Origin of the sequence: Alteriqipengyuania lutimaris, assembly GCF_003363135.1 — a bacterium.
Lineage (GTDB): Bacteria > Pseudomonadota > Alphaproteobacteria > Sphingomonadales > Sphingomonadaceae > Alteriqipengyuania > Alteriqipengyuania lutimaris.
Genome location: NZ_QRBB01000001.1, coordinates 1,153,501 through 1,172,948, shown reverse-complemented (window position 1 = coordinate 1,172,948; position 19,448 = coordinate 1,153,501). Strand labels below are relative to the sequence as shown.

Genomic DNA, 19,448 nt, shown 5'->3' with positions numbered 1-19,448 from the left:
TTGGCCAAATCCGCGCGGCGTTCCTCGGGTCGCGCGAATACGGACGGACGGACCCGGGAGGACTCCCGTCAGTGCCTCAGTCCGCATCCTCCGGTGTCACACGCATTTCGACCGGGGCGCTGCCCTGCAGGTACGTGCGCGCGGCAGCCTGGATCGTCGCCGGCGTCACCTCGTTGAGGATCGCGAGCCGCGCGCGCCTGCGATCGAGCAGGTCCGGATCGCTCTGCGCCGCCGCAACAAGGCTGACCCATCCCGAGTTCGCGCTCTCCGCGCGCTCGTATCCCTCGCGGATCGGATTGCGCGCACGCTCGAGAAGGTCGTCGGCGACCGGCTCGGCAGCCATTTCGGCCGCAATCTCGCGGACGACGCGCGCCGCATCGTCCATCGCTTCGGGCGCAACCGTGGCGACGGCCGTCAGATGGCCGAACCCGTCATAGGTGCTCTGCGAAAAGCTGAAAGCTTGCGGCGAATAGGTGGTGCCAAGCTCTTCGCGCAGGGTTTCGGTCAAACGCAGGGTCATCACCGCAGCCAGCAGATCGCGAGTGATATCGTCCCGCAGATCTTCGCTGTCGTCGGTCTTCCAGCTGAGCGACAGCGCGCCCTGATCGCTTTCGCCCGTATGCGTCAGCGTGACCGGGGAACGATCCTCGACGAAGGACACCGGTGCTGAGGAAGTTACGGACTCGCTGCGGACCTCGCGCGCGGGAAGCGTGCCGAGTGTCGCGGCGACCGCCGAGATTGCGGCTTCGGGATCGAAATCGCCGACCAGCCCGACCGCCAGCGCTCCCTGCGCCAGCTGCGGGGCGACCGCAGCGCGAACATCGTCGAGCGACAGCTCCGCAAGCCTGCTCACCTCGGTCGTCCCGAGCCTCGCGTCGCCACCCGCGAGCACCGAATTGAGCGCGGCGGAGAGGACCTGCGTCGGCGCGGACCGGATATTGTTGACCGCGACGGGGATGACACCGGCCAGCTGTGCCTGCGTTTCCGGTCGCCATGCGGGGGCCGTCAGTTGTGCGGCCAGCAGGTCGAGCTGCAACTCGAGGTCGTCCTTCGTGGTCGTCCCCGACGAGACGAGCGCGCCGGTCGATCCGCTCAGGCCGAGCGCGACTTGCTCTCCCGCGAGCACGCGGCGCAATTCGTCCGGCGTATGTGCCTCCAGCCCGTCGAGGCTGATCGCGATCGGCACTAGTTGCTGCAGCCCCGGCTTGTCCGTCGGGAACGCGGACGTCCCCTCGCCTACCCTCATCGAAAAGGCGATGCGTCCAGGCTCGAAGTCGGTCACCTTCATATTGAGCTGCAGGCCATTTTCGAACCGGACGGTCCGGATGCCCAAGTCGGCGATCGTCTCGTCCGCCACCACGCGCCCGGGCTCGCCCCACTCGGAATAGGCGAATTCGACCGCTTCGGCTTCTGCGGGCGGAGCAACGGCCACAGACGCGCTTTCCTGCAGCGCCGCCGCAATTTTTGCCTCGCCCCCTTCGATCGGCCGCTTGGTGGAGACATGCACCACGCTCGGCCCGTCCTGCCATGCGGCCTGGAAAGCGCCGCTCACCGCCTCGGCGGTCAGCGAAGGCTCGATCGCGCGATAGAAGGCGAGATTGCCTTCGGGCGACAGCGGCACCGCCTCGTTCAGGCTCGCGGCAACGAGGCCTTCGGCCAGCGCCGCGCTCGATCGACCATCCGCCTGTGCGACCGCGTTGGTCAGCGCCGTTTCGATATTCGCCTTCGCCTCGACGATTTCGTCGCTGGTAAAGCCGTATTGCTGCGCCCGCCGCAGCTCCTGCTCGGCCAGCGCCAGCGTCTCGCGCCACTGGCCGTCCTTGGCGACGGTGAGCAAACCGTAGGAGCGCGCGCTGCGGAAGAGCGGCTGGCCGGCGACCTGTCCGCCGAGCGTCGGAGAATCCGCGGCCCGCGACAGCGCATTGATGCGGTTGGAAAGCGCGACCCCGGCAATGGCCCGCAGCGCCTCGTCGCGTTGCGCCTCGACCGTGTTCGGCGTCGGGTCCCAATCCGAAATTCGCTGGAGCTCGACGATTTCCGTAATCGAAGGATCGACGAAATTGGAGATCGCCGGCTGCGACGGCGAGGCGACCGGACCGTCGTATAGCGGTCGCGCTTCGCCCTCGCCCTGCCAGTCGGAGAATTCCGCTTCGACCTTGCGCTGCATTTCGGCCACGTCGAAATCGCCGACGATCACCAGCGTCGCGCGCTCGGGACGGTAGTAGCCTTCGTAAAACGCGCGAAGGTCAGCCGCCGAGATATTCCGGATCCGCTCGACATCGGCGTTGATCCGGTCGCCGAGGCGCGATCCCGGAAGGGCGGCGGCCAAGTAGTCGGCCCCGCGTCGCCGCTGGGGATTGTTGCGAACCTGCGCCTCGCTCAGCAGGATGCCACGTTCCCGCTCGACCGCGTCCGGATCGAAAGTGAGCTCGCCCGCCATTTCGCGAATGACCATCAGCGCCGTATCGACCGTCTCGTCTTGCAGGTTTGGCAGGGCGAGCTTGTAGGTCGTATAGTCGAGCGAGGTTTCCGCGTTTGTGTCCGCACCGAATGCGAGGCCCAGCCGCTCGAGGATCGGCAGCAGATCGCCTTCCGGAATGTCGGTCGAGCCGTTGAAGGCCATGTGCTCGACAAAATGCGCCGCGCCGTTTTCCGCCGCCGTTTCCTCGCGACTGCCGACCTGCACATTGAACCGGATCGCCGCTTCGTCGGGCGGTGTCGCGTTCCTCTGCAGGGCGTAGCGCATGCCATTTGGCAAGACGCCGAAGACGACGTCGGGATCGGCTTCGAAGGCCGGGCTCTCGATGCCCCATTCGGGTACACCCGTCGACGTACGCTGCGCAGCTTCCTGCGTATTCCCATCCTGCGTGGAAGACGGGGCGGTCTGCGCGGCCGCACCGGAAGCGAGGGCCAGCGACAGGCCGACGGCGATCGCCATGAAGGAGGAGGAGAAACGGCTATCGCGGGACAAGCGGTGCATGGGCATCCTTCGATCGATTGAAACGAGCGCCAAGAGGTTAGCAGTGATAGCAAACGTCGACATAGTGCAAATGTCCGATACCGATGGCGCAGAGGCAATGCGCAAGCGCGCAAGCAACGGGCGCAAGCTGCAACGCCTAGCGCTCGTATTGGCGGATGACCGCGAGGAAGGCGTCGCCATAGGCCTCCAGCTTCTTCGACCCGATGCCCGGCAGCTCGCCCAGCAGCGCGCGCGTCTGGGGCCTGAGGCCGGCCATGTCGCGCAGGACGGAGTCGTGGAAGATGACGTATGGCGGGACCTGATGCTCCTTCGCCAGATCGCGTCGCAATTCGCGCAGCGCGTCGAATAGCGGATCGCCGACGGGGTTGAGCGCCTGGCCCGATCCGCCCGTAGTCCTGCGACCCTTGCCGCCTACCCGCTTGGGCGGAATGACCAGATCGAGCGGTTCCTCTCCTTTCAGGAAACCGCGCGCTTCGGGGCCCAGCATCATCCCGCCATGCTCGGTCGGCAGCAGCGCGCCGCGCACCAGCAGCGCGCGGTGCACGGGCTTGAGCAGCGCGGCTTCCTCGCCCTCGACAATCCCGAAGACAGACAGCGTGTCATGGCCCTGCGCGCGGCTGCGTTCGCTCGACTGCCCGGTCAGCACGCTTTCGATGTACCCCGCGCCATACATCTGCCGCGTGCGCGCCACGGCGGAGAGGTATTTCTGCGCCACGACCGTCGCATCGACGGCCTTGGGCGGGTTCAGGCAATTGTCGCAATTACCGCAGGTCTCGGGCGGGTTCTCGCCGAAATGGCGCAGCAGGATCGCGCGGCGGCAGCTGGCGGTCTCGACCAGCGCGCCCAGCGCCGCCAGCCGCGTACGTTCGCCCTGCTGGCGGGCTTCGCCCACCTCGCCGATGCGCATGCGCGCCCTTGCGAAATCGTCCGCGCCCCAGAACAGGTGCGCCGCCGAGGGGTCGCCGTCGCGCCCCGCCCTGCCCGTTTCCTGATAGTAGGACTCGATCGATTTCGGCAGCCCTGCATGGGCGACGAAGCGGACGTCGGGCTTGTCGATCCCCATGCCGAAGGCGACCGTGGCGCACATCACCATGTTCTCGCTCGCCACGAAGGCCGCCTGGTTCACGGCGCGCGTTTCGGGCGGCAGGCCAGCGTGATAGCAGCGCACCTCGCGCTTTCCGTCGGACAGCGAGGCTGCCAGCCGCTCGGTCGCGGCGCGGGTCTGCGCGTACACGATGCCGGGGCCGGGGTTCTCGTCGAGCAGGCCGCGCAGCTGCTGAGTGAGAGAATTGCGCGGACGAATGGTGTAGCGGATGTTGGGCCGGTCGAACCCGGCGACGATCAGGCCTTCGGGCGCGATCCCCAGCTGGGTCAGGATATCGGAGCGGGTGTGCGCATCCGCAGTGGCGGTAAGCGCAAGGCGCGGCACCTGCGCGAACTGGTCCATCAATGGGTGAAGAAGCCGGTAGTCGGGCCGGAAATCGTGCCCCCATTCGGAGACGCAATGCGCCTCGTCGATCGCGAAAAGCGCTATCCGGCACTGCGACAGAAGATCGCGGAAATGGCCCTGGCTCGCGCGTTCGGGCGCGACATAGAGCAAATCCAATTCGCCCGCACGCAGGCGCTGGACCGTCTCGGCACGGTTCTCGTCTGCGCTCGTTAGCGTAGCGGCTCGGATGCCGTTCGCGCTCGCGCTGCGCAGCTGGTCGTGCATCAGCGCTATCAGCGGGCTGATGACGACGCAGGTGCCCTCCAGCATCGTGGCGGGCAGCTGATAGGTCAGCGACTTGCCTGCCCCCGTCGGCATGACCGCAAGCGTCGACTGTCCTTCCATGACGCGGTCCACGACCTGCTGCTGCACGCCCCGGAAGGACCGGAAGCCGAAAACCTCGTGCAGCTTGTCCAGCATGGGCGAGGACTCTTCGGCGGGGCGTGCTTCGACGGTCATGTCCACGGCCATGCCAGATCGGTCTGCGGCAGAGAAGCGCTTGCCGTGCGGCTGTACCAAGACTTCGGGAGGCAGCGCAGCCGCGCGTCCCGGCAGCGGGATCGGGCGAGAATGCCACCCGCGCGCCTCAGTCCGGCTTGGTGGCGGCGATCATGTCCATCATGTTGCGTGCCGCCTCCCGGTCCGCCGGATCCTTGAACGCGACATCCAGATCGGGAGCCGCGTCGAGCATGTAGAGCAGCGTCCAGAGCGCGAAGCGTCGGCCGCGATCGCGCTCCAGCCCGAAATCGACGAGCATGCGATCAATGCCGGCAGGCAGCGCAACGGGATCGACATCGGCCAGATCGGGCGTCCCGAAGTAGCGCAGCAGCAGGTCTTGCATCTCCATGCGTCAGCGCTAGCGCACCCGGCGCATCGTGCAAGCGACACGCCTTCTATTTTCTTTGGGCGGCGGGCGCCATGCCTGCTAGGGGCGCGCGCATGCTTACCATCGACGGTGTCACAGTGCGGCTGGGCGGGCGGCCCATTCTCGAACGCGCGAGCGCGACCGTGCCGGTGGGCGCGCGCGTCGGCCTCATCGGGCGCAACGGCGCGGGCAAGTCCACGCTCATGAAAGCGCTCATCGGCGAGATAGAACCCGACGAGGGCGAAGTCAGCAAGCCGTCGCGCTCGCGCATCGGCTATATCGCGCAGGAAGCGCCCAGCGGCGCGATGACCCCCGAAGAGGTCGTGCTGGCCTCCGCGACCGAGCGTGCGGAACTGCTCGAAGAGCTGGAAACCTGCACCGATATGGACCGGATGGGCGATGTCCACGATCGCCTGCTCGCGATCGACGCCTACAGCGCGCCGGCGCGGGCGGCCAAGATCCTGAACGGCCTCGGCTTCGACGAGGAAATGCAGCAGCGCCCGGTGGACAGCTTCTCCGGCGGCTGGAAGATGCGCATTGCGCTGGGCGCACTGCTGTTCTCCGAACCCGACATCCTGCTGCTGGACGAGCCATCGAACCACCTCGATCTCGAAGCGACGCTGTGGCTGGAGAACTTCCTCAAGTCCTATCCCGCGACGCTGGTGGTGATCAGCCACGAACGCGACCTTCTGAACAAGGTCGTCGACCACATCCTGCACCTCCAGGGCGGCCAGCTGACGCTCTATCCCGGCGGGTACGACGCGTTCGAGAAGCAGCGCGCCGAACGCGCGGCACAGCTGGCGGCGGCCAAGGCGTCGCAGGATGCGCAACGCGCGCGGTTGCAGGACTATGTCGCACGCAACAGCGCACGCGCCTCCACCGCCAAGCAGGCGCAGTCGCGCGCGAAGATGCTCGCCAAGATGCAGCCCATCGCGGCGCTGATGGAAGACCCGAGCCTCAGCTTCGATTTCCCCGATCCGGAGGAGATGAAGTCGCCGATGATCACGCTCGATCAGGCGGCCGTGGGATATGGCGAAGCGCCTCCCATCCTCAAACGCCTGAACTTCCGCATCGAAGCCGACGATCGCATCGCCCTGCTGGGCCGCAACGGCAACGGCAAGACCACGCTGGCACGGCTTCTGGCGTCGCAGCTCGACGCCGCCGAGGGCGAAGTGAACGCTCCGGGTCGCCTGAAGGTGGGCTATTTCACGCAGTACCAGGTGGAGGAACTGGCGGGCGAGGACACGCCGCTGGACCTGATGAACCGCGCGATGGACGGCGCGGCCCAGGGCGCGGTGCGCGCGCAGCTGGGGCGGTTCGGGTTTTCGGGCCCGCGCGCGCAGCAGCGGGTGGACAAGCTTTCGGGCGGGGAGCGTGCGCGGCTGGCGCTGGCGCTGATCACGCGCGACGCGCCGCATCTCCTGATCCTCGACGAGCCGACCAACCACCTCGACGTCGACGCGCGCGAAGCGCTGATCCAGGCGCTCAACGATTATTCGGGCGCCGTCATCCTCATCAGCCACGATCGCCACATGGTCGAACTGACCGCCGACCGGCTGATCCTGGTCGATGCCGGGACCGCGCGCGAATATGCCGGGAGCATGCAGGACTACATCGATTTGGTCTTGGGTCGCAAACCCAAGGAGGACCGGCGTGGCGGGAAGGATAGCGGAAAATCTCGCGGATCGCGCGGGGGCAACAGCGAGGGGAAGGCGCGCTACGCCAAGTCGGAACTGACCAAGGCGGAAAAAGCGGTAGAACGCCTGACAGCCGATGTGGCGAAGCTCGATGGGTTGATCCTCGAACGCACCGGGAAGGAAGGCGACCGGGGCGCTGCACCGATGGAAGAGCTCCTGAGAGAGCGCGCCGAAGTCGCCGACCGCCTGGCCGAGGCCGAAGAAGCGTGGCTGGCCGCAGGCGCCGCACTCGAGGCGATCGGGCACGGCTAGTATCCTGCAGGCCGAGGCCAGACCCGGCTCTCAGCCCGGCAGGCGGAACTCGGCCCATACGGGCAAATGGTCGGACGCACGCGAGGCCAAAGCGCTGCGATGCACGCCGTAGGCCAGTGCCTCAAGCGGGCTACCGTGCATGATCCGGTCGAGCCGGCCGAGCGGGCGCAGGCTGTGGAAGCTGCGACCGCAATCGAGCAGCGTGAAGTGACGCGCGAATTCCTTCAGACAACCGCCATTGGGGCGCCATTCGTTGAGGTCGCCGGCCAGGAGCGTTGGCCGCTGTTCCTGCGCCGCCTGCGCGAGTCTGGAAATCGCCCGGGCCTGCCGCACGCGCCACAGACCGGACAGGTCCAGATGCATGCCGAACACAGTCAGTTCCGGCCCGGCCGGAAGCCGCAGGGTCGCGGTCACGACGCCGCGCGGTTCCAGGAAGGGGATATGGAGAACGTCATGCTCGAGCACGGCGATATCGCGCCGGACCATGATCGTATTGCCGTGCCAGCCCATCGAATCGTGCTGCACATCGAAGGGTACCGGCACATAGTCGGTATGCTGTTCGACCAGGAAATCGGGCAGAGTGCGCTCCCGCTCGCCGAACCGCCGGTCCGCCTCCTGCAGGATCACGATGTCCGCATCGACCTCGCCCAGCACTTTGAGGATGCGCACGGGATCGCGCTTACGGTCCGTGCCGATCGCCTTGTGGATGTTGTAACTGACAAGCTTGAAGCTGGCATCGGAAGCGGCGTCGTCCATCGGGTCAGATCAGCTCGCTCATCATTCGCGCGGTGTTCTCCAGCACCTTGTGCCTCAACGCACGCCCCTTCCACTCGGCGAAGGACAGGGACCGCGATTGTTCGAGATAGCCATTCTCCACCTTCTGCAGGGCTTCCGCGAACACGCTGTCATAGCACAAAAGGTCGATCTCGGCATTCAGTTCGAACGAGCGCACGTCCATGTTGCTCGAACCGAGGATCGATACTTCGTGATCCACCCGGAAATGCTTGGCGTGCAGGAATTCGGGGCCGAAGAGGTGGATCTGCGCGCCCATCGCCAGCAGCTCCTCGTAATAGCTGCGCTGCGCCAGCCCGGCGAGGAAATGATCGCTTTTCGCTGCCGTGATCAGGCTGACCCGCACCCCACGCAAGACCGCCCCGCGAATGGCGGTCAGCAGCGAGTCGTTGGGCACGAAATAGGGCGTGACGATCACGATCTCTTCGCTGGCGTTGTGCATCGCCTGCGTGACTATCAGGTCGAGGCCGCCCGCCGGATTGTCGGGCCCCGTTGCTATCATCTGCGCTGCCACGCCCTCGTCCCGGGCGCGTGCGGGGAACATGTCGTCCTCGACCAGTTCCTCGAGCGTTTCGAGATACCAGTCGCACACGAAGATCGCCTGCAGCTGCGCGACAAGCGGCCCTGTGACGCGAACGGCGAGCTCGCGGTTCGCCCGCCGCCCATGGTCCTCGGGCGCCCACATATTCTGCGAGCCGGTGTAGCCGATCTGCCCATCCACCACCACGATCTTGCGGTGGTTGCGCAGGTCCACGCGCGAACTCGACAGGCGCCGGCGCAGCGGCAGGATGTCTTGCACCTCGACGCCGGCAGATTCCAGCCGCCGCTTGATCGACGCGACCGAGCCGTAGGAGCCGAGCGCATCGATCAGCAGACGGCATGTCACGCCGCGCGCACTTGCCCGTTCGAGCGCGGTGAGCAGACGCTCTCCGACGCGGTCGTTCTTCAGGATATAGAATTCGACATTCACATGGTGCCGGGCGCTGTCGATCTCGGCGATGATCCGGTCGATCGTGCCGTAATAGTCGCCGAGCGTGTCGATCCGGTTGCCATCGATTGCCGGGAACTGGCCGAGGCCACGCGCGAGGTTGGCCAGCGAGAGGTTGTCTTCGCAAAGGACGGGCGACTTCTCTGCATCGTCGAGCCCGGCGCACCGGACGATACGATCGAGGATCCCCGGCAGGTCCCTGACCCTTTTGCGTCTAAGCTTGGCATATCGCGGGCGGCCGATCAGCCAGTAGATCAACAGGGCGACCCACGGCAGCGCGAAGAAGATCAGCAGCCAGTTGCGCGCTTCGGCCGGCGGGCGGCGGAAGGGCACGACCACGAAAGCTATCACGGCGATGATCCAGCCGATGATCGCCAGGCTGTTGGACCACAGCCAGGCGAAGGTGCCGTCGATCGCCAAGCCGAGATCGATCATCGGCCCCCGCTCGCGGCTGGATTAGGTGGAAAATCGAACATTGCGTTGCTGACCCGACGCGCTCCCGGCTTGCCCCACGGGCCTAGCACGGTGCCGCTCGACCCTGCACCCCTTTATCCCTTCCGCGGGAGTTCTCTCTCCCCCGACTGGCTAGCCGTCACGGTGGCTTCGTTGCAGCTCCGCGAGGATTTGCATGGCATCGTTCGCGCGCGTCGCAGGGACGAAAACGTGGTCGTGGTGAAAGGCCGCCACGATGTTGCAGGGGATCGCTTCGCGCGCCAGCGCGGTCGAGACGGCGGCGGTCAATCCGACCCCGTCGAGCGAGGAATTCACCCGCAGGACGATCCGGCGGTATGCCTCATGCGCATGACCGGCAAACTCACCTTTCGCGAAGCCGAGGATACGGGTTGTCCCTTCCTCCTCCTCCTCGATCGAAGCGAAGAGCTGCGCGTCGGCGGGGATCTCGTCTCCGGTGCGGAATGCATAGAACAACGGATCGAGGTCGGGATCCATCGCCGCGATCATGGCTCCGGTTTCGCTGACGGTCATCACCTCTGGCTAGGCCAGTCATGCAGCTGCGCCAATCGTCTATTTGACGCGCACACCGCCCTTGATCACCGCATCGACATCGGCCAGCTCGCCGACATCCGCCAGCGGATCCCCATCGACCGCGATCAGGTCGCCCCATGCGCCGGGCACAATCGCCCCCACGTCGCCTGCTTGACCGAGAGCCTCGGCGGCATTCACCGTCGCTGCCTGGATCGCCTGAAGCGGCGTCATTCCGAAACGGACCATGACGGCAAATTGCCCGCCGCCATCCTCGTGCGGCATGACACCCGCGTCGGAGCCGAAAACCATCTTCACTCCGGCGGCATTGGCCCGGCGGAAGCCGTCGCGCTGGGCGGCGCTGACCATCCGTTCCTTCGCCAGGTTTTCCTCGAGCACACCGTTCGCCTCCCCTTGGGAGAGCGTATATTCGGTGTTGAAGATATCCATCGAGAGCGCCGCGCCGCGTTGCAGCGCGAGTTCGATGCCTTCATCGTCGATGAAACTGGCATGCTCGATCGTGTCGAACCCCGCACGGATCGCGGCCTTGATCCCTTCGGCACCATGGGCATGCGCAGCCGCGCGCAGGCCCCAGAAATGGGCTTCCTCGGCAATCGCGCGCAGTTCCTCCTCGCGCAGCTGCTGCTGGCCGGGCAGCGTGTTGCGCGAGAATACGCCGCCCGTGGCGCAGGCCTTGATCACCTCGGCGCCGTATTTGCGCTGTTCGCGCACCGCGGCGCGCAGCGCGTCCACGCCGTCCGCCGCGCCGGGGCTGCGATCGGCATAGCTCGGCGGCAGGAAGGTGCTGTCGCAATGCCCACCGGTCGCGCCCAGCGCATGCGCGGCGCCGACGATCCGCGGGCCTTCGACCCAGCCCTGCTCGATCGCCTGGTCCAGCCCGACGACGTTGTAATCATCCGCGCCCAGATTGCGGACCGTGGTGAAGCCCGCATTCAGCATCCGCCGGGCGTTCTCCACCGCGATCACCGTCCAGAACCGGTCGGAGAACTGCAGGTTCGAATAGCCGCCATATTCGGGCCTGCCATCGAGGTGGACGTGCATGTCGATCAGGCCGGGCAGCACCGTCATGCCGGGCAGATCGATCCGCTCGGCACCGGCAGGGATCGTCCCACCCGCCTCGACCGAGACGATCCGTCCGTCCTCGATCGCGATGACCGGATCGGCGATGTAGCGACCGGTTTCGACGTCGAGCGCACGCTGCGCGCTGACATAGACCGGTTCGGCGGCGGCAGGGGATACCAGAGCGAGCGCAAGCCCCGCCGCAGCCAACAGAAACGACTTCATCCGGTCACTCTCCGAACAGGAACTTGAGGCGCACGCCGATCTGGCGTGGCGGCAGGATATGCGTGGAGAACCCGCGTACATAGACCGGATCGCCGTTGAAATCGAAAACGTCCTGGTTCGACAGCGCGGTGCCGATCGCACCGGTTTCCGCGAAGGTATCGAACAGGTTGTCGGCGAACAGCGTGGCGATGAAGCTATCCGCCTCGTAGCTGATCGCCGCGTTCGCTACGCCGAAGCTGTCGAGCATCAGGCCGTTACCTCGCCCCGCAGTGCGGGTTTCGACGTCGCCCTGCCACGAGTAGCTGGCATTGAAACGCAGGTTGTCGCCATTTGCCAGCGGCAGCGCATAGGCCCCGAAGATGGAGAACTGCGTCTCGGGCGAACCCGCCAGACGATCGCCATCGGCACCGTCCTCGAACGCGCTGCCGAAGCCCGGGGGCGAGATCGTCCGGATCAGATCGGGCACCGGAGCCGTCAGCTTGCTGTCGATATAGGTGAAGTTCGCGCGCAGGTTGATGCGATCGGTCGGTCGCCAGTCCGCGCTCAGCTCGACACCCTTGGACTCGGCGCCTTCCCCATTGACCGTGATGGGAATGTTCGCGTTGACGGTCGCCGATCCCAGCTGGGGATCCATCCAGTCGATATAGTAGGCGGCGGCATTGAAGATCAGCGTCCCGTCGGCGAGCGTCGACTTCACGCCGATTTCGTAGTTGCGGGTCTGGTCGGGGCTGAACTGGCGTTCGTCCCGGTCGGAAACGCCGACTTGCCCGTTGCCCGCGTCGAACTCCTGACCCGGTGCCAGCGCGCAGGCACCCTGGGTGGCGTCGGGATCGTAGGGCGGACAAGGACCGACCCCGTTGACCCCGCCGATCCGGTAGCCTTCGCTGATCGTGCCGTAGAGCAGGATATCGTCGGACATTTCCCAAGCGACATTCGCCTTGAACAGGGCCCCGTCGTCGGACTGGGCGAGCGCGGGATCGAAAGGCAGTCGAGCGATCTCGTCCAAAGACAGCGGCGTGTACGAAAGCGGCTCGAACAAGGGGAAGTCGACGGTGGAGACCGCCGCAAGGTCGTAGCTGTAATACCGCCCGCCAAGCGTCACGGTAAAGCCGTCGAACAGTTCGTAGCTTGCCTCGCCATAGACCGCGAATTCCTCCAGCCGGTTGCGGCCTGTCGAGAAATATTCGAGCGCATCGGGCCGGTCGGTCAGGCCGAACTCGAGCGGCGGCGCATTCACGTAAGGCACGTAGTTCGGCACGAATTCGGAAGACGAGCCGACCGAATCCAGCCGATTGTAGAATCCGCCGATGATCCACGAGAGCGGGCCCCCATGGGCGGAAACGAGCCGCACTTCCTGGTTGAAACGGTCGGATTCCCCGACTTCGCGCGTGAAGGCGGTAAAGCTCGGGAAGAGTTCGTAGCTGTATTCGAGCGTGATCAGCAGCGTCGTCTGGTCGCGCTGCCCGTCGTCGGAAAAGCTGCTCCAGCCGGTGGACGATGTCAGCTCCGCGAAACCCAGGTCGACCGTCGCTTCCAGCGCGATCAGATCGTTCTCGATTGTATTGGGCTCCCGCACGCGGAACGCATTCTCGTACCGGCCGACGCTGGCCGTGCCGTCGAGCAGGCCCGGCACGTCGCTGCGGTAGTGCGAAACGCGACGCCCTTCGATCTCGGCCTTCTGGTAATAGTACGTCGCCGTGACCTCGAACTGCGGCGACGGCTGGTAACGTGCCGCGATCCGCCCGGACAGGGTCTCCTCGCCGTCCGCATCCTCGATGCGGTTCAGGCCGGCTGGCGTATCGGGATTGGTGACGCCGATCGTGTCGACCACGTTGACGTAATCGATGAAGCCGGAGTCATCCTCGTAGTCGAGCGAACCGCGGATCGCGAAAGTGTCGCTGAGGCCCAGATTCATCGTCGCGCCCAACTGATAGCTGGCGCTCTCCGCTTCGGAATATTTCGACAGCTCGGTCCGCGCTTCACTGGTGAACTCACCGAATTGCGGCTTCACCGGAATATACCGGATCGCACCGCCCAGCGTGCCCGCGCCATACAGCGTGCCTTGCGGGCCAAGCAGCACTTCGACCCGCTCGAGGTCGTTGAGCTTGAGGTCCACGAACAGCGGGATTTCGCCGATATAGGTCGCAACCGTACCGCCGCCGTCGTTGTTGCCGTCGCCCGAACCGATCCCGTCGAGGTTGAGGCCGCGCACGATGATCGGGTTGCCCTGGCGTCCGCCGCGATCGACGATGTTGATGCCCGGAACGAAGGGCAGCAGGTCCGACAATTCGGTCAGGCCCTGCTCCTCGATCTGCTCGCCGCCGACGGCGGTGATGTTGAGCGGGATGTCCTGCACGCTCTCCGCCCGCCTGGTGGCCGTGACGATGATGGTGTTGGTCGGAACCGCGGGTGCGGCATTGCCATCCCCGTCAGGCTCGGCTCCGGTCTCCTCGGGAGGGAGGTCGCTGGTACCGGCGGTCTGCGCCCATGCCGGCGCGGCGGACATTGCTGCAATGACAGTGCTGCAAAGCAGCATCGAACGCATGGTGTATTTTTTGCTGTTGAAACTTTGCATTCGACGAGCCTCCCTGAGCGTGCAAATGCACCAATCTTGGGTGATACGTTTGTAAGAAAAAACTACGTTTGTGCGCTGCGACATGTCAATCCAGCTTCATTCAACCCATGGGAGAAAGTAGTATTTCGCCAGCAAAACGGTCGCTTCTGCAGGCCCGGGAGGATGTTCTCGTCGGGCGTTTCCGCGCAGCGCATGTTGCGGCGCAGCAACACCTGCAGACACACCCGGGCAATCCTGCCGCGGTGCTGGTGCTCGCGCAGATCGCGCTCGAGCACGAGAATTTTGCGGGAGCCGACCAGCTCGCCCGCCTGATCCGCGCGAGCGGCCATCGCGAGGCATGGCTCGACCTGATCGACGCGCGCCTGGCGCTTTCCCGTCAGGATGGGGCCACGGCGCGGGAAGCGATCACGCGTGCAGCGGTGGCCGGGACGCGCGATCCGCACCTGGCGGCACAGATCGGCGTCGTGCTGGCGCGCACCGGACTTCATGCGGAAGCCGTCCGGTTCTCGGGTCAGGCGGTTGAGGGCGAACCCCGCAATCCCGGCTATCGTTACAATCATGCCATCGAACTCCAGTTCAACGGCGACCTCGACGCCGCACGGGCCGAGTTCGAAGCGCTGGTGGAGTTGGCGCCCGACCATGCCCAGGGCTGGCTCGCGCTGGTCGGGCTGAGCGACGATCCGCCGGTCGCATGGCGCGAGGCGCTGGCGGCGCTCTTCGCCCGCAGCGACGAGACCGAGATGCGGCTCGTCTGCGGCCACGCACTCGCCCGCTGGCATGAAGCGCACGTCGAGTGGGAGACAAGCTTCGAATGGCTGGAGCGTGCGAAGGACCGCAAGGCGCGCGAGGTGGCACATGATCGCGCTGAAGCGGAAGGCCTGTTCAGCGCCGCAGCTGCCGGAGCTGAAGGCGCTTTCCCCGCGATCGCCAAACGACCGGTCGCCCGCCCCATCTTCATCGTCGGCCTTCCGCGAAGCGGCACGACGCTGATCGAACGGATCGTCGCTGCGCATCCGCAGGTGAGGTCGCTGGGCGAGCTGTCCGAATTCGGAATCGCGCTCAAGCGCCACCTCGACACCCCCGGGCGTCATGTACTTGACGAGGCCCTGCTGAAAGCCGCGAGCGACACGGACGATCTGGCCCCTGTCGGTCGCGAATATCTCAGGATCGTTGCAGGCTTGGCAGGAGACGCGGCAGTCTTCACCGACAAGATGCCGTTCAACATCTTCTACGCACCGGCGATCCTACGTGCGTTGCCCGAGGCACGGATTGTCTGCCTCCGGCGCTCTCCCTTCGATGTTCTGTTCGCCAATTTCCGTCAGCTGTTCGCAACCGGCTTCAGCTATTATTCCTACGCCTACGACTTCGTAGACACCGCGCATTTCGTCGCCCGGTTCGAAAGCCTGTGCGATCGCTTCGCCGCCACGCTGCCTGCGGATCGCTTCATGGTGCAGCGGTACGAAGATCTGGTGATCGATCAGGAGGCACAGACGCGAAAGCTGATTGCGTTCTGTGGCCTCGAATGGGATGACGCCTGCCTCTCTCCGCAGAGCAATCGTCAGGCGGTGGCGACCGCCAGTGCCGTCCAGGTCCGCGCCCCTGTCCATTCGGGATCTATCGATCGCTGGAAGCGATACGGCGCGGCTGCCGATCGTGCGGTCGAGGAGCTCGCCCAATTCGGGATCGCGCCTTCGAGTGGATGACTGCCCGCGCGAGCTGGGCCGACGACGGACGCGAACCGAGGGGCCCCGGCAACTGCAGAACCGTTAGCCGGGTGCCGCCTCGCGCCGAATTGGAAAGAAGCGCGCATAGGTGAGGCAGCGCCACAGCCATTCGAGCGGACCGAACCGGTAGCGTGCGAGCCATGCGGGCGACCACGCCAGCATGATCGCCCAAGTTAGCAGCACCACGCCATACAGGGCCGGGCGGGTCAGGTCGCCGAACAGGCCGAGCGCCCAGCCGTGGAAGACGAACAGCATAAGGATCGAGGTGCCCAGATAGTTTGTGAAGGCCATCCGCCCCGCCGCCGAGACCCGCGATCCCAGCCAGCCCGTCGCGCGCGGCCCACACAGCGCCAGCAGCGCCGCCAGTCCCACGATAGCGAGCAGGTTCGGGACCCTCGCAAGCCCGTCGAACGACCAGAGCGCGCCCATGTAGCTGATGCCCCCGGCATGGTTCCACAGCGCGATCGCGAGCGCCCCGGCAAGGCCGGCGAGCAGGCCGATCCACCCCCAGAGCGTCTGGCGGCGCGGATCGAGCCGCCCGTCGAACAGGCCGAGGCGGTAGAGCGCCATGCCGATCAGAAGCAGCGGGATCGTCTCCAGCCCGTTCTGGAACCACGACAGCAGCGGCTGCGACCAATGCTCGGCGATGTTATGCGCGACCAGGCCACCGTAGTTGCCCGACTGGATCAGCGCGGTTTCGATCCGGTCATCGGCTGCCCCGGCATCGCGCATTTCTACGGCCATGTCCGCCATACCGCCCGAAGGCGCGGCCATGTCTCCGGCCGCGATCGCATACATCCTCCCCCAGACGACGATATCCTTCACCGCACTGAGCAGGTAGACAACGATCCCGACCCAAAGCTGCGTCTTCGGTTTCCATTTCACGAACAGCAGGGCGATGAGGCCGCAGGTCGCGAACGTCGCGAGAATGTCGGTCTTCGAGATAAACAGGTAATGGACACAGCCGAAGGCGAACAGCCAGACGAGCCGCCGCGCCTGCAGCCAGCGGCCGCTGCCCCGCGCACGGGCCCGGTCGAGAAACAGAATCATGCCTGCGCCGAACAGCAGCGTGAACAGGCCGCGCATCTTGCCGTCGATCAGCGTGAACTGGGCGACCCAGAGCCAATCGGACACCGGCCCGTGTTCGGTCAGGAAACCGCCGGGCCATATATAGGCGGACGAGGGCTGGCCAAAGGCGATGATATTGGCAGCAAGAATGCCCAAAATCGCGATGCCGCGGATGAAATCGAGGCTTGCCAACCGCTGCTGTCCCGTCGCCGGGACGGGTCCGACGCGCGGCTCGGTCTGGTCGTCGATCATCGTGACGTCCTTTTCTGTATGCTGGTCAACGTGCCCTGGGGCCACCGAGCGGGATTGAATTGAACCGGATTATGCCTCTGCGATGTCGCCGCCTTCGTGCCAGCGTTGCAGCAAGGGGATCGACACGAGCTCGACGCCGACCGCGAGCAACGGCAGGACAACGCAGGTAAGATCAGGCAATGCGACGGCGGAAAAAAGCGTGAGCGTGATCGTGGCTGCCGCGCCTGCGCGCTGGATCGCACCAGCCCGGTCCCAATCGGCATCGACCACGAACCAGGCGACCAGAATCAGGCCTGCAATCCGCAGCAAGAGCAAGGCCGTCAGCCCCGGGAGGGCGAAGGCATTGCCTGCGTAGAGCGTCGTCGCCAGACCTCTGGGCATGCTGGCGACGCGCGCAATGCCGTCGGCATAGGGCGGCTCGACCCAGGGGTAGCCGCACCACCAGCCGGCCAACAGTAGGGCCGCCGTGGGCAGGATAAGCCCGATCGCGCAGATGTAGCGCGACAGCGCAAGGCGGCCCTCGGGATGCCATGGCAGTTCCCGCCACGCAGTGGCGAGGCAGCCGAGCGCGAAGGACAGTCCCTCGCCAGCCTCTTCCGCCATGTCGAACTCGGCGCGCATCGCCGCGGCCCATTCGCATCGATGCGAGCCCATCCCCGCCAGAGCGAGCTTCATGACAGGCCGGGCGACCAGGATGCTCATGCCTTTGCGTCCGAAAGGCCGAAGGAACCGGGATCGCCCTTCGCCTCGCGGGCCAGCGCCAGGCCGGTCGCCGTCAACCGATAGGCATGTCGCGGCGGCCGCCCCGGCGCACTGGGCTCGCACCATTCCGAAGAGACCAGACCCCGGTCGCTCATGCGCATCAGGAGCGGGTAGAGCGATCCCGACTTCAGCCCGGTCTGTTTCATGAGATCGTACCCATGAATGCGTTCAGGCGCCCGATCGTACAGCGCGGCAAGCACAGCGAGCATCTGCGGAGAGGGGCGTCGGGACCGAACCATCGGACAAATCTTATATATGTAGACTTATTGGCGCAATCCACTTTTTGCGGGTCCGTCGAATATGCTGGCATCGCGCATCCGGGGGACGTTGGTGATCGAATGACCGGGCGATTTGCTGCCCGCTGTCGTCCAGTCCGCAGGAAGGTGAGCGGCACCCCCATTTTGCGCTGCCGGGGCGGGAAGGATCAAGTTCAGGCCGCGCTTGAGACGACCCCTGAATGTCAGCGCGGCAAGCCCGGTACCTACAAAGCAAGCAGGCCTTGCGCGCTCACCGGGTCACCGAAGCCGCCAGTGACCATGCAAGAAGGGCTCCGGATCGCTCCGGAGCCCTTCTTTTTTGGGATCGGTCGGACCGAAGATCAGCCGACGATTTCGTCGTCGCTGAAGAAGAACGCGATTTCCTTGGCCGCGTTCTCGTCGCTGTCCGAACCGTGCACGGAGTTCGCTTCGATCGATTCGGCATAGGCCTTGCGGATCGTGCCTTCTTCGGCGTCGGCGGGGTTGGTCGCGCCCATCACGTCGCGGTTGCGCTTCACGGCGTCTTCGCCTTCGAGGACCTGAACGACCACGGGGCCGCTGGTCATGAAGTCGACCAGTTCGCCGTAGAACGGACGTTCGGCGTGGACTTCGTAGAACTTCTTCGCCTGGTCCTCGGTCATCCGGATGCGCTTCGAAGCGACGACGCGCAGGCCGGCTTCTTCCAGCATCTTGGTGACCGCGCCGGTCAGGTTGCGGCGTGTGGCGTCGGGCTTGATGATCGAAAAGGTGCGGGTGGCCGCCATGGTCTTGTCCTTCGGATTTTCAGGGGGAGATAAAACTATCGCGCGCGCCCCTAGCAGCTTCCACGCCTACGGCAAGCCTGTGGCGGGAACGCGGCGCTCAGGCGACCTTTACCCAGCGTCCGTCGCGCTGTTCGTAGAAGCTGCGTTCGAGGCCTTCGTCGGCCGAGACCTCGCGCCACGCGGCGCGCGCGGCATCGCGGCCCGCATCGTCGAACAGCAGGAACACGCGCTCGAACACCGCGCCCTCCAGCGTCTCGGGCCGCCACTGCCCGTCGGCGAGGATGCAGGCGGCGGCGCCGTTCGCCGGCTTGCTGCGGTCGGCGATAAGAATCGGCTGGCGCGCATCATGCTCCCCGCCCGCCTCGCCATTGGCGAGGAAGGCTTCGGGCTTCGCGTCCCACAGAGCCTGCCCGATGGCCTCGCGCTGCGCAGGCTCGCCGCTGACGACCAGCGCGCGGCCGCCATCGGCCAGCACACGCTCGGCAATCATTGCCACCACGCGCTCCGCCGGGTCGCGGGACAGGAGCCAGAAATCGACCTTCATCAGCTGACGCTAGCCGATTTCGCCGACCGGCGGCACCGCTCCGAACAATACCTCACTGCGTCCCAGTCGCGTTCCCATTTCCTGCGCCAGGTGAAGGGCAACCCGCAGCCTGCGCAGGTCTTGCTCGGCAGGTCGCCCTTCTTGCGCATCTTG

The 19,448-nt window shown here is 65.8% G+C and carries 16 protein-coding genes; 2 read left to right on the top strand and 14 right to left on the bottom strand.

What is annotated here, in order from left to right; all coding sequences use genetic code 11:
* Window positions 1–76 precede the first annotated feature (76 nt).
* The 3 genes from DL238_RS05820 to DL238_RS05810 form a co-directional block, all read right to left on the bottom strand.
* Window positions 77–2,980, bottom strand: coding sequence for a M16 family metallopeptidase (locus DL238_RS05820; RefSeq protein WP_181883838.1), 2,904 nt, complete (start codon window positions 2,978–2,980; stop codon window positions 77–79).
* Between the two features lie 136 nt (window positions 2,981–3,116).
* Complete coding sequence (gene recQ / locus DL238_RS05815; RefSeq protein ID WP_407640841.1) at window positions 3,117–4,928, bottom strand: DNA helicase RecQ; 1,812 nt, start codon at window positions 4,926–4,928, stop codon at window positions 3,117–3,119.
* Between the two features lie 127 nt (window positions 4,929–5,055).
* A complete protein-coding gene (locus DL238_RS05810) occupies window positions 5,056–5,316 on the bottom strand; it encodes a hypothetical protein (protein ID WP_115491397.1) in 261 nt (86 codons plus the stop codon).
* Window positions 5,317–5,408: 92 nt separating this feature from the next.
* On the opposite strand from DL238_RS05810, the gene DL238_RS05805 reads away from it, so the two are divergent.
* Window positions 5,409–7,283, top strand: a complete 1,875-nt coding sequence (locus tag DL238_RS05805) for an ABC-F family ATP-binding cassette domain-containing protein (protein ID WP_115491396.1) — start codon at window positions 5,409–5,411, stop codon at window positions 7,281–7,283.
* A gap of 30 nt (window positions 7,284–7,313) precedes the next feature.
* Here the strand turns inward: DL238_RS05805 and DL238_RS05800 are convergent, their stop codons facing one another.
* From DL238_RS05800 to DL238_RS05780, 5 genes are all read right to left on the bottom strand, one after another.
* A complete protein-coding gene (locus DL238_RS05800) occupies window positions 7,314–8,039 on the bottom strand; it encodes an endonuclease/exonuclease/phosphatase family protein (RefSeq protein ID WP_115491395.1) in 726 nt (241 codons plus the stop codon).
* A gap of 4 nt (window positions 8,040–8,043) precedes the next feature.
* The gene (gene cls / locus DL238_RS05795) at window positions 8,044–9,498 is read right to left on the bottom strand and encodes a cardiolipin synthase (RefSeq protein WP_115491394.1); all 1,455 of its coding nucleotides are present in this window, start codon (window positions 9,496–9,498) and stop codon (window positions 8,044–8,046) included.
* 150 nt (window positions 9,499–9,648) lie between these two features.
* On the bottom strand, window positions 9,649–10,047 hold the full coding sequence (locus DL238_RS05790; protein ID WP_115491393.1) for an ACT domain-containing protein: 399 nt from the start codon (window positions 10,045–10,047) through the stop codon (window positions 9,649–9,651).
* A gap of 39 nt (window positions 10,048–10,086) precedes the next feature.
* Window positions 10,087–11,349 carry a Xaa-Pro dipeptidase gene (locus DL238_RS05785; RefSeq protein ID WP_115491392.1) on the bottom strand — a complete coding sequence of 421 codons (1,263 nt, stop codon included), beginning with the start codon at window positions 11,347–11,349 and terminating at the stop codon, window positions 10,087–10,089.
* 4 nt (window positions 11,350–11,353) lie between these two features.
* Window positions 11,354–13,855 carry a TonB-dependent receptor gene (locus DL238_RS05780; protein WP_115492790.1) on the bottom strand — a complete coding sequence of 834 codons (2,502 nt, stop codon included), beginning with the start codon at window positions 13,853–13,855 and terminating at the stop codon, window positions 11,354–11,356.
* Between the two features lie 317 nt (window positions 13,856–14,172).
* Here DL238_RS05780 and DL238_RS05775 point away from each other — a divergent pair, with 317 nt between their 5' ends.
* A complete protein-coding gene (locus DL238_RS05775) occupies window positions 14,173–15,627 on the top strand; it encodes a tetratricopeptide repeat-containing sulfotransferase family protein (protein WP_181883837.1) in 1,455 nt (484 codons plus the stop codon).
* 63 nt (window positions 15,628–15,690) lie between these two features.
* Here DL238_RS05775 and DL238_RS05770 read toward each other — a convergent pair whose 3' ends face one another.
* From DL238_RS05770 to DL238_RS05745, 6 genes are all read right to left on the bottom strand, one after another.
* The gene (locus DL238_RS05770) at window positions 15,691–16,968 is read right to left on the bottom strand and encodes a DUF418 domain-containing protein (RefSeq protein ID WP_115491390.1); all 1,278 of its coding nucleotides are present in this window, start codon (window positions 16,966–16,968) and stop codon (window positions 15,691–15,693) included.
* A gap of 69 nt (window positions 16,969–17,037) precedes the next feature.
* Window positions 17,038–17,670 carry a hypothetical protein gene (locus DL238_RS05765; RefSeq protein WP_115491389.1) on the bottom strand — a complete coding sequence of 211 codons (633 nt, stop codon included), beginning with the start codon at window positions 17,668–17,670 and terminating at the stop codon, window positions 17,038–17,040.
* The gene (locus tag DL238_RS05760) at window positions 17,667–17,939 is read right to left on the bottom strand and encodes a PadR family transcriptional regulator (RefSeq protein WP_115491388.1); all 273 of its coding nucleotides are present in this window, start codon (window positions 17,937–17,939) and stop codon (window positions 17,667–17,669) included. The genes DL238_RS05765 and DL238_RS05760 overlap by 4 nt, the downstream gene beginning before the upstream one ends.
* 389 nt (window positions 17,940–18,328) lie before the next feature.
* On the bottom strand, window positions 18,329–18,751 hold the full coding sequence (gene ndk / locus DL238_RS05755) for a nucleoside-diphosphate kinase (RefSeq protein ID WP_115491387.1): 423 nt from the start codon (window positions 18,749–18,751) through the stop codon (window positions 18,329–18,331).
* A gap of 97 nt (window positions 18,752–18,848) precedes the next feature.
* Window positions 18,849–19,295, bottom strand: a complete 447-nt coding sequence (locus DL238_RS05750; protein WP_115491386.1) for a DNA polymerase III subunit chi — start codon at window positions 19,293–19,295, stop codon at window positions 18,849–18,851.
* Window positions 19,295–19,444 carry a DUF2256 domain-containing protein gene (locus DL238_RS05745; RefSeq protein ID WP_199798054.1) on the bottom strand — a complete coding sequence of 50 codons (150 nt, stop codon included), beginning with the start codon at window positions 19,442–19,444 and terminating at the stop codon, window positions 19,295–19,297. The genes DL238_RS05750 and DL238_RS05745 overlap by 1 nt, the downstream gene beginning before the upstream one ends.
* Between the last annotated feature and the right edge of the window lie 4 nt (window positions 19,445–19,448).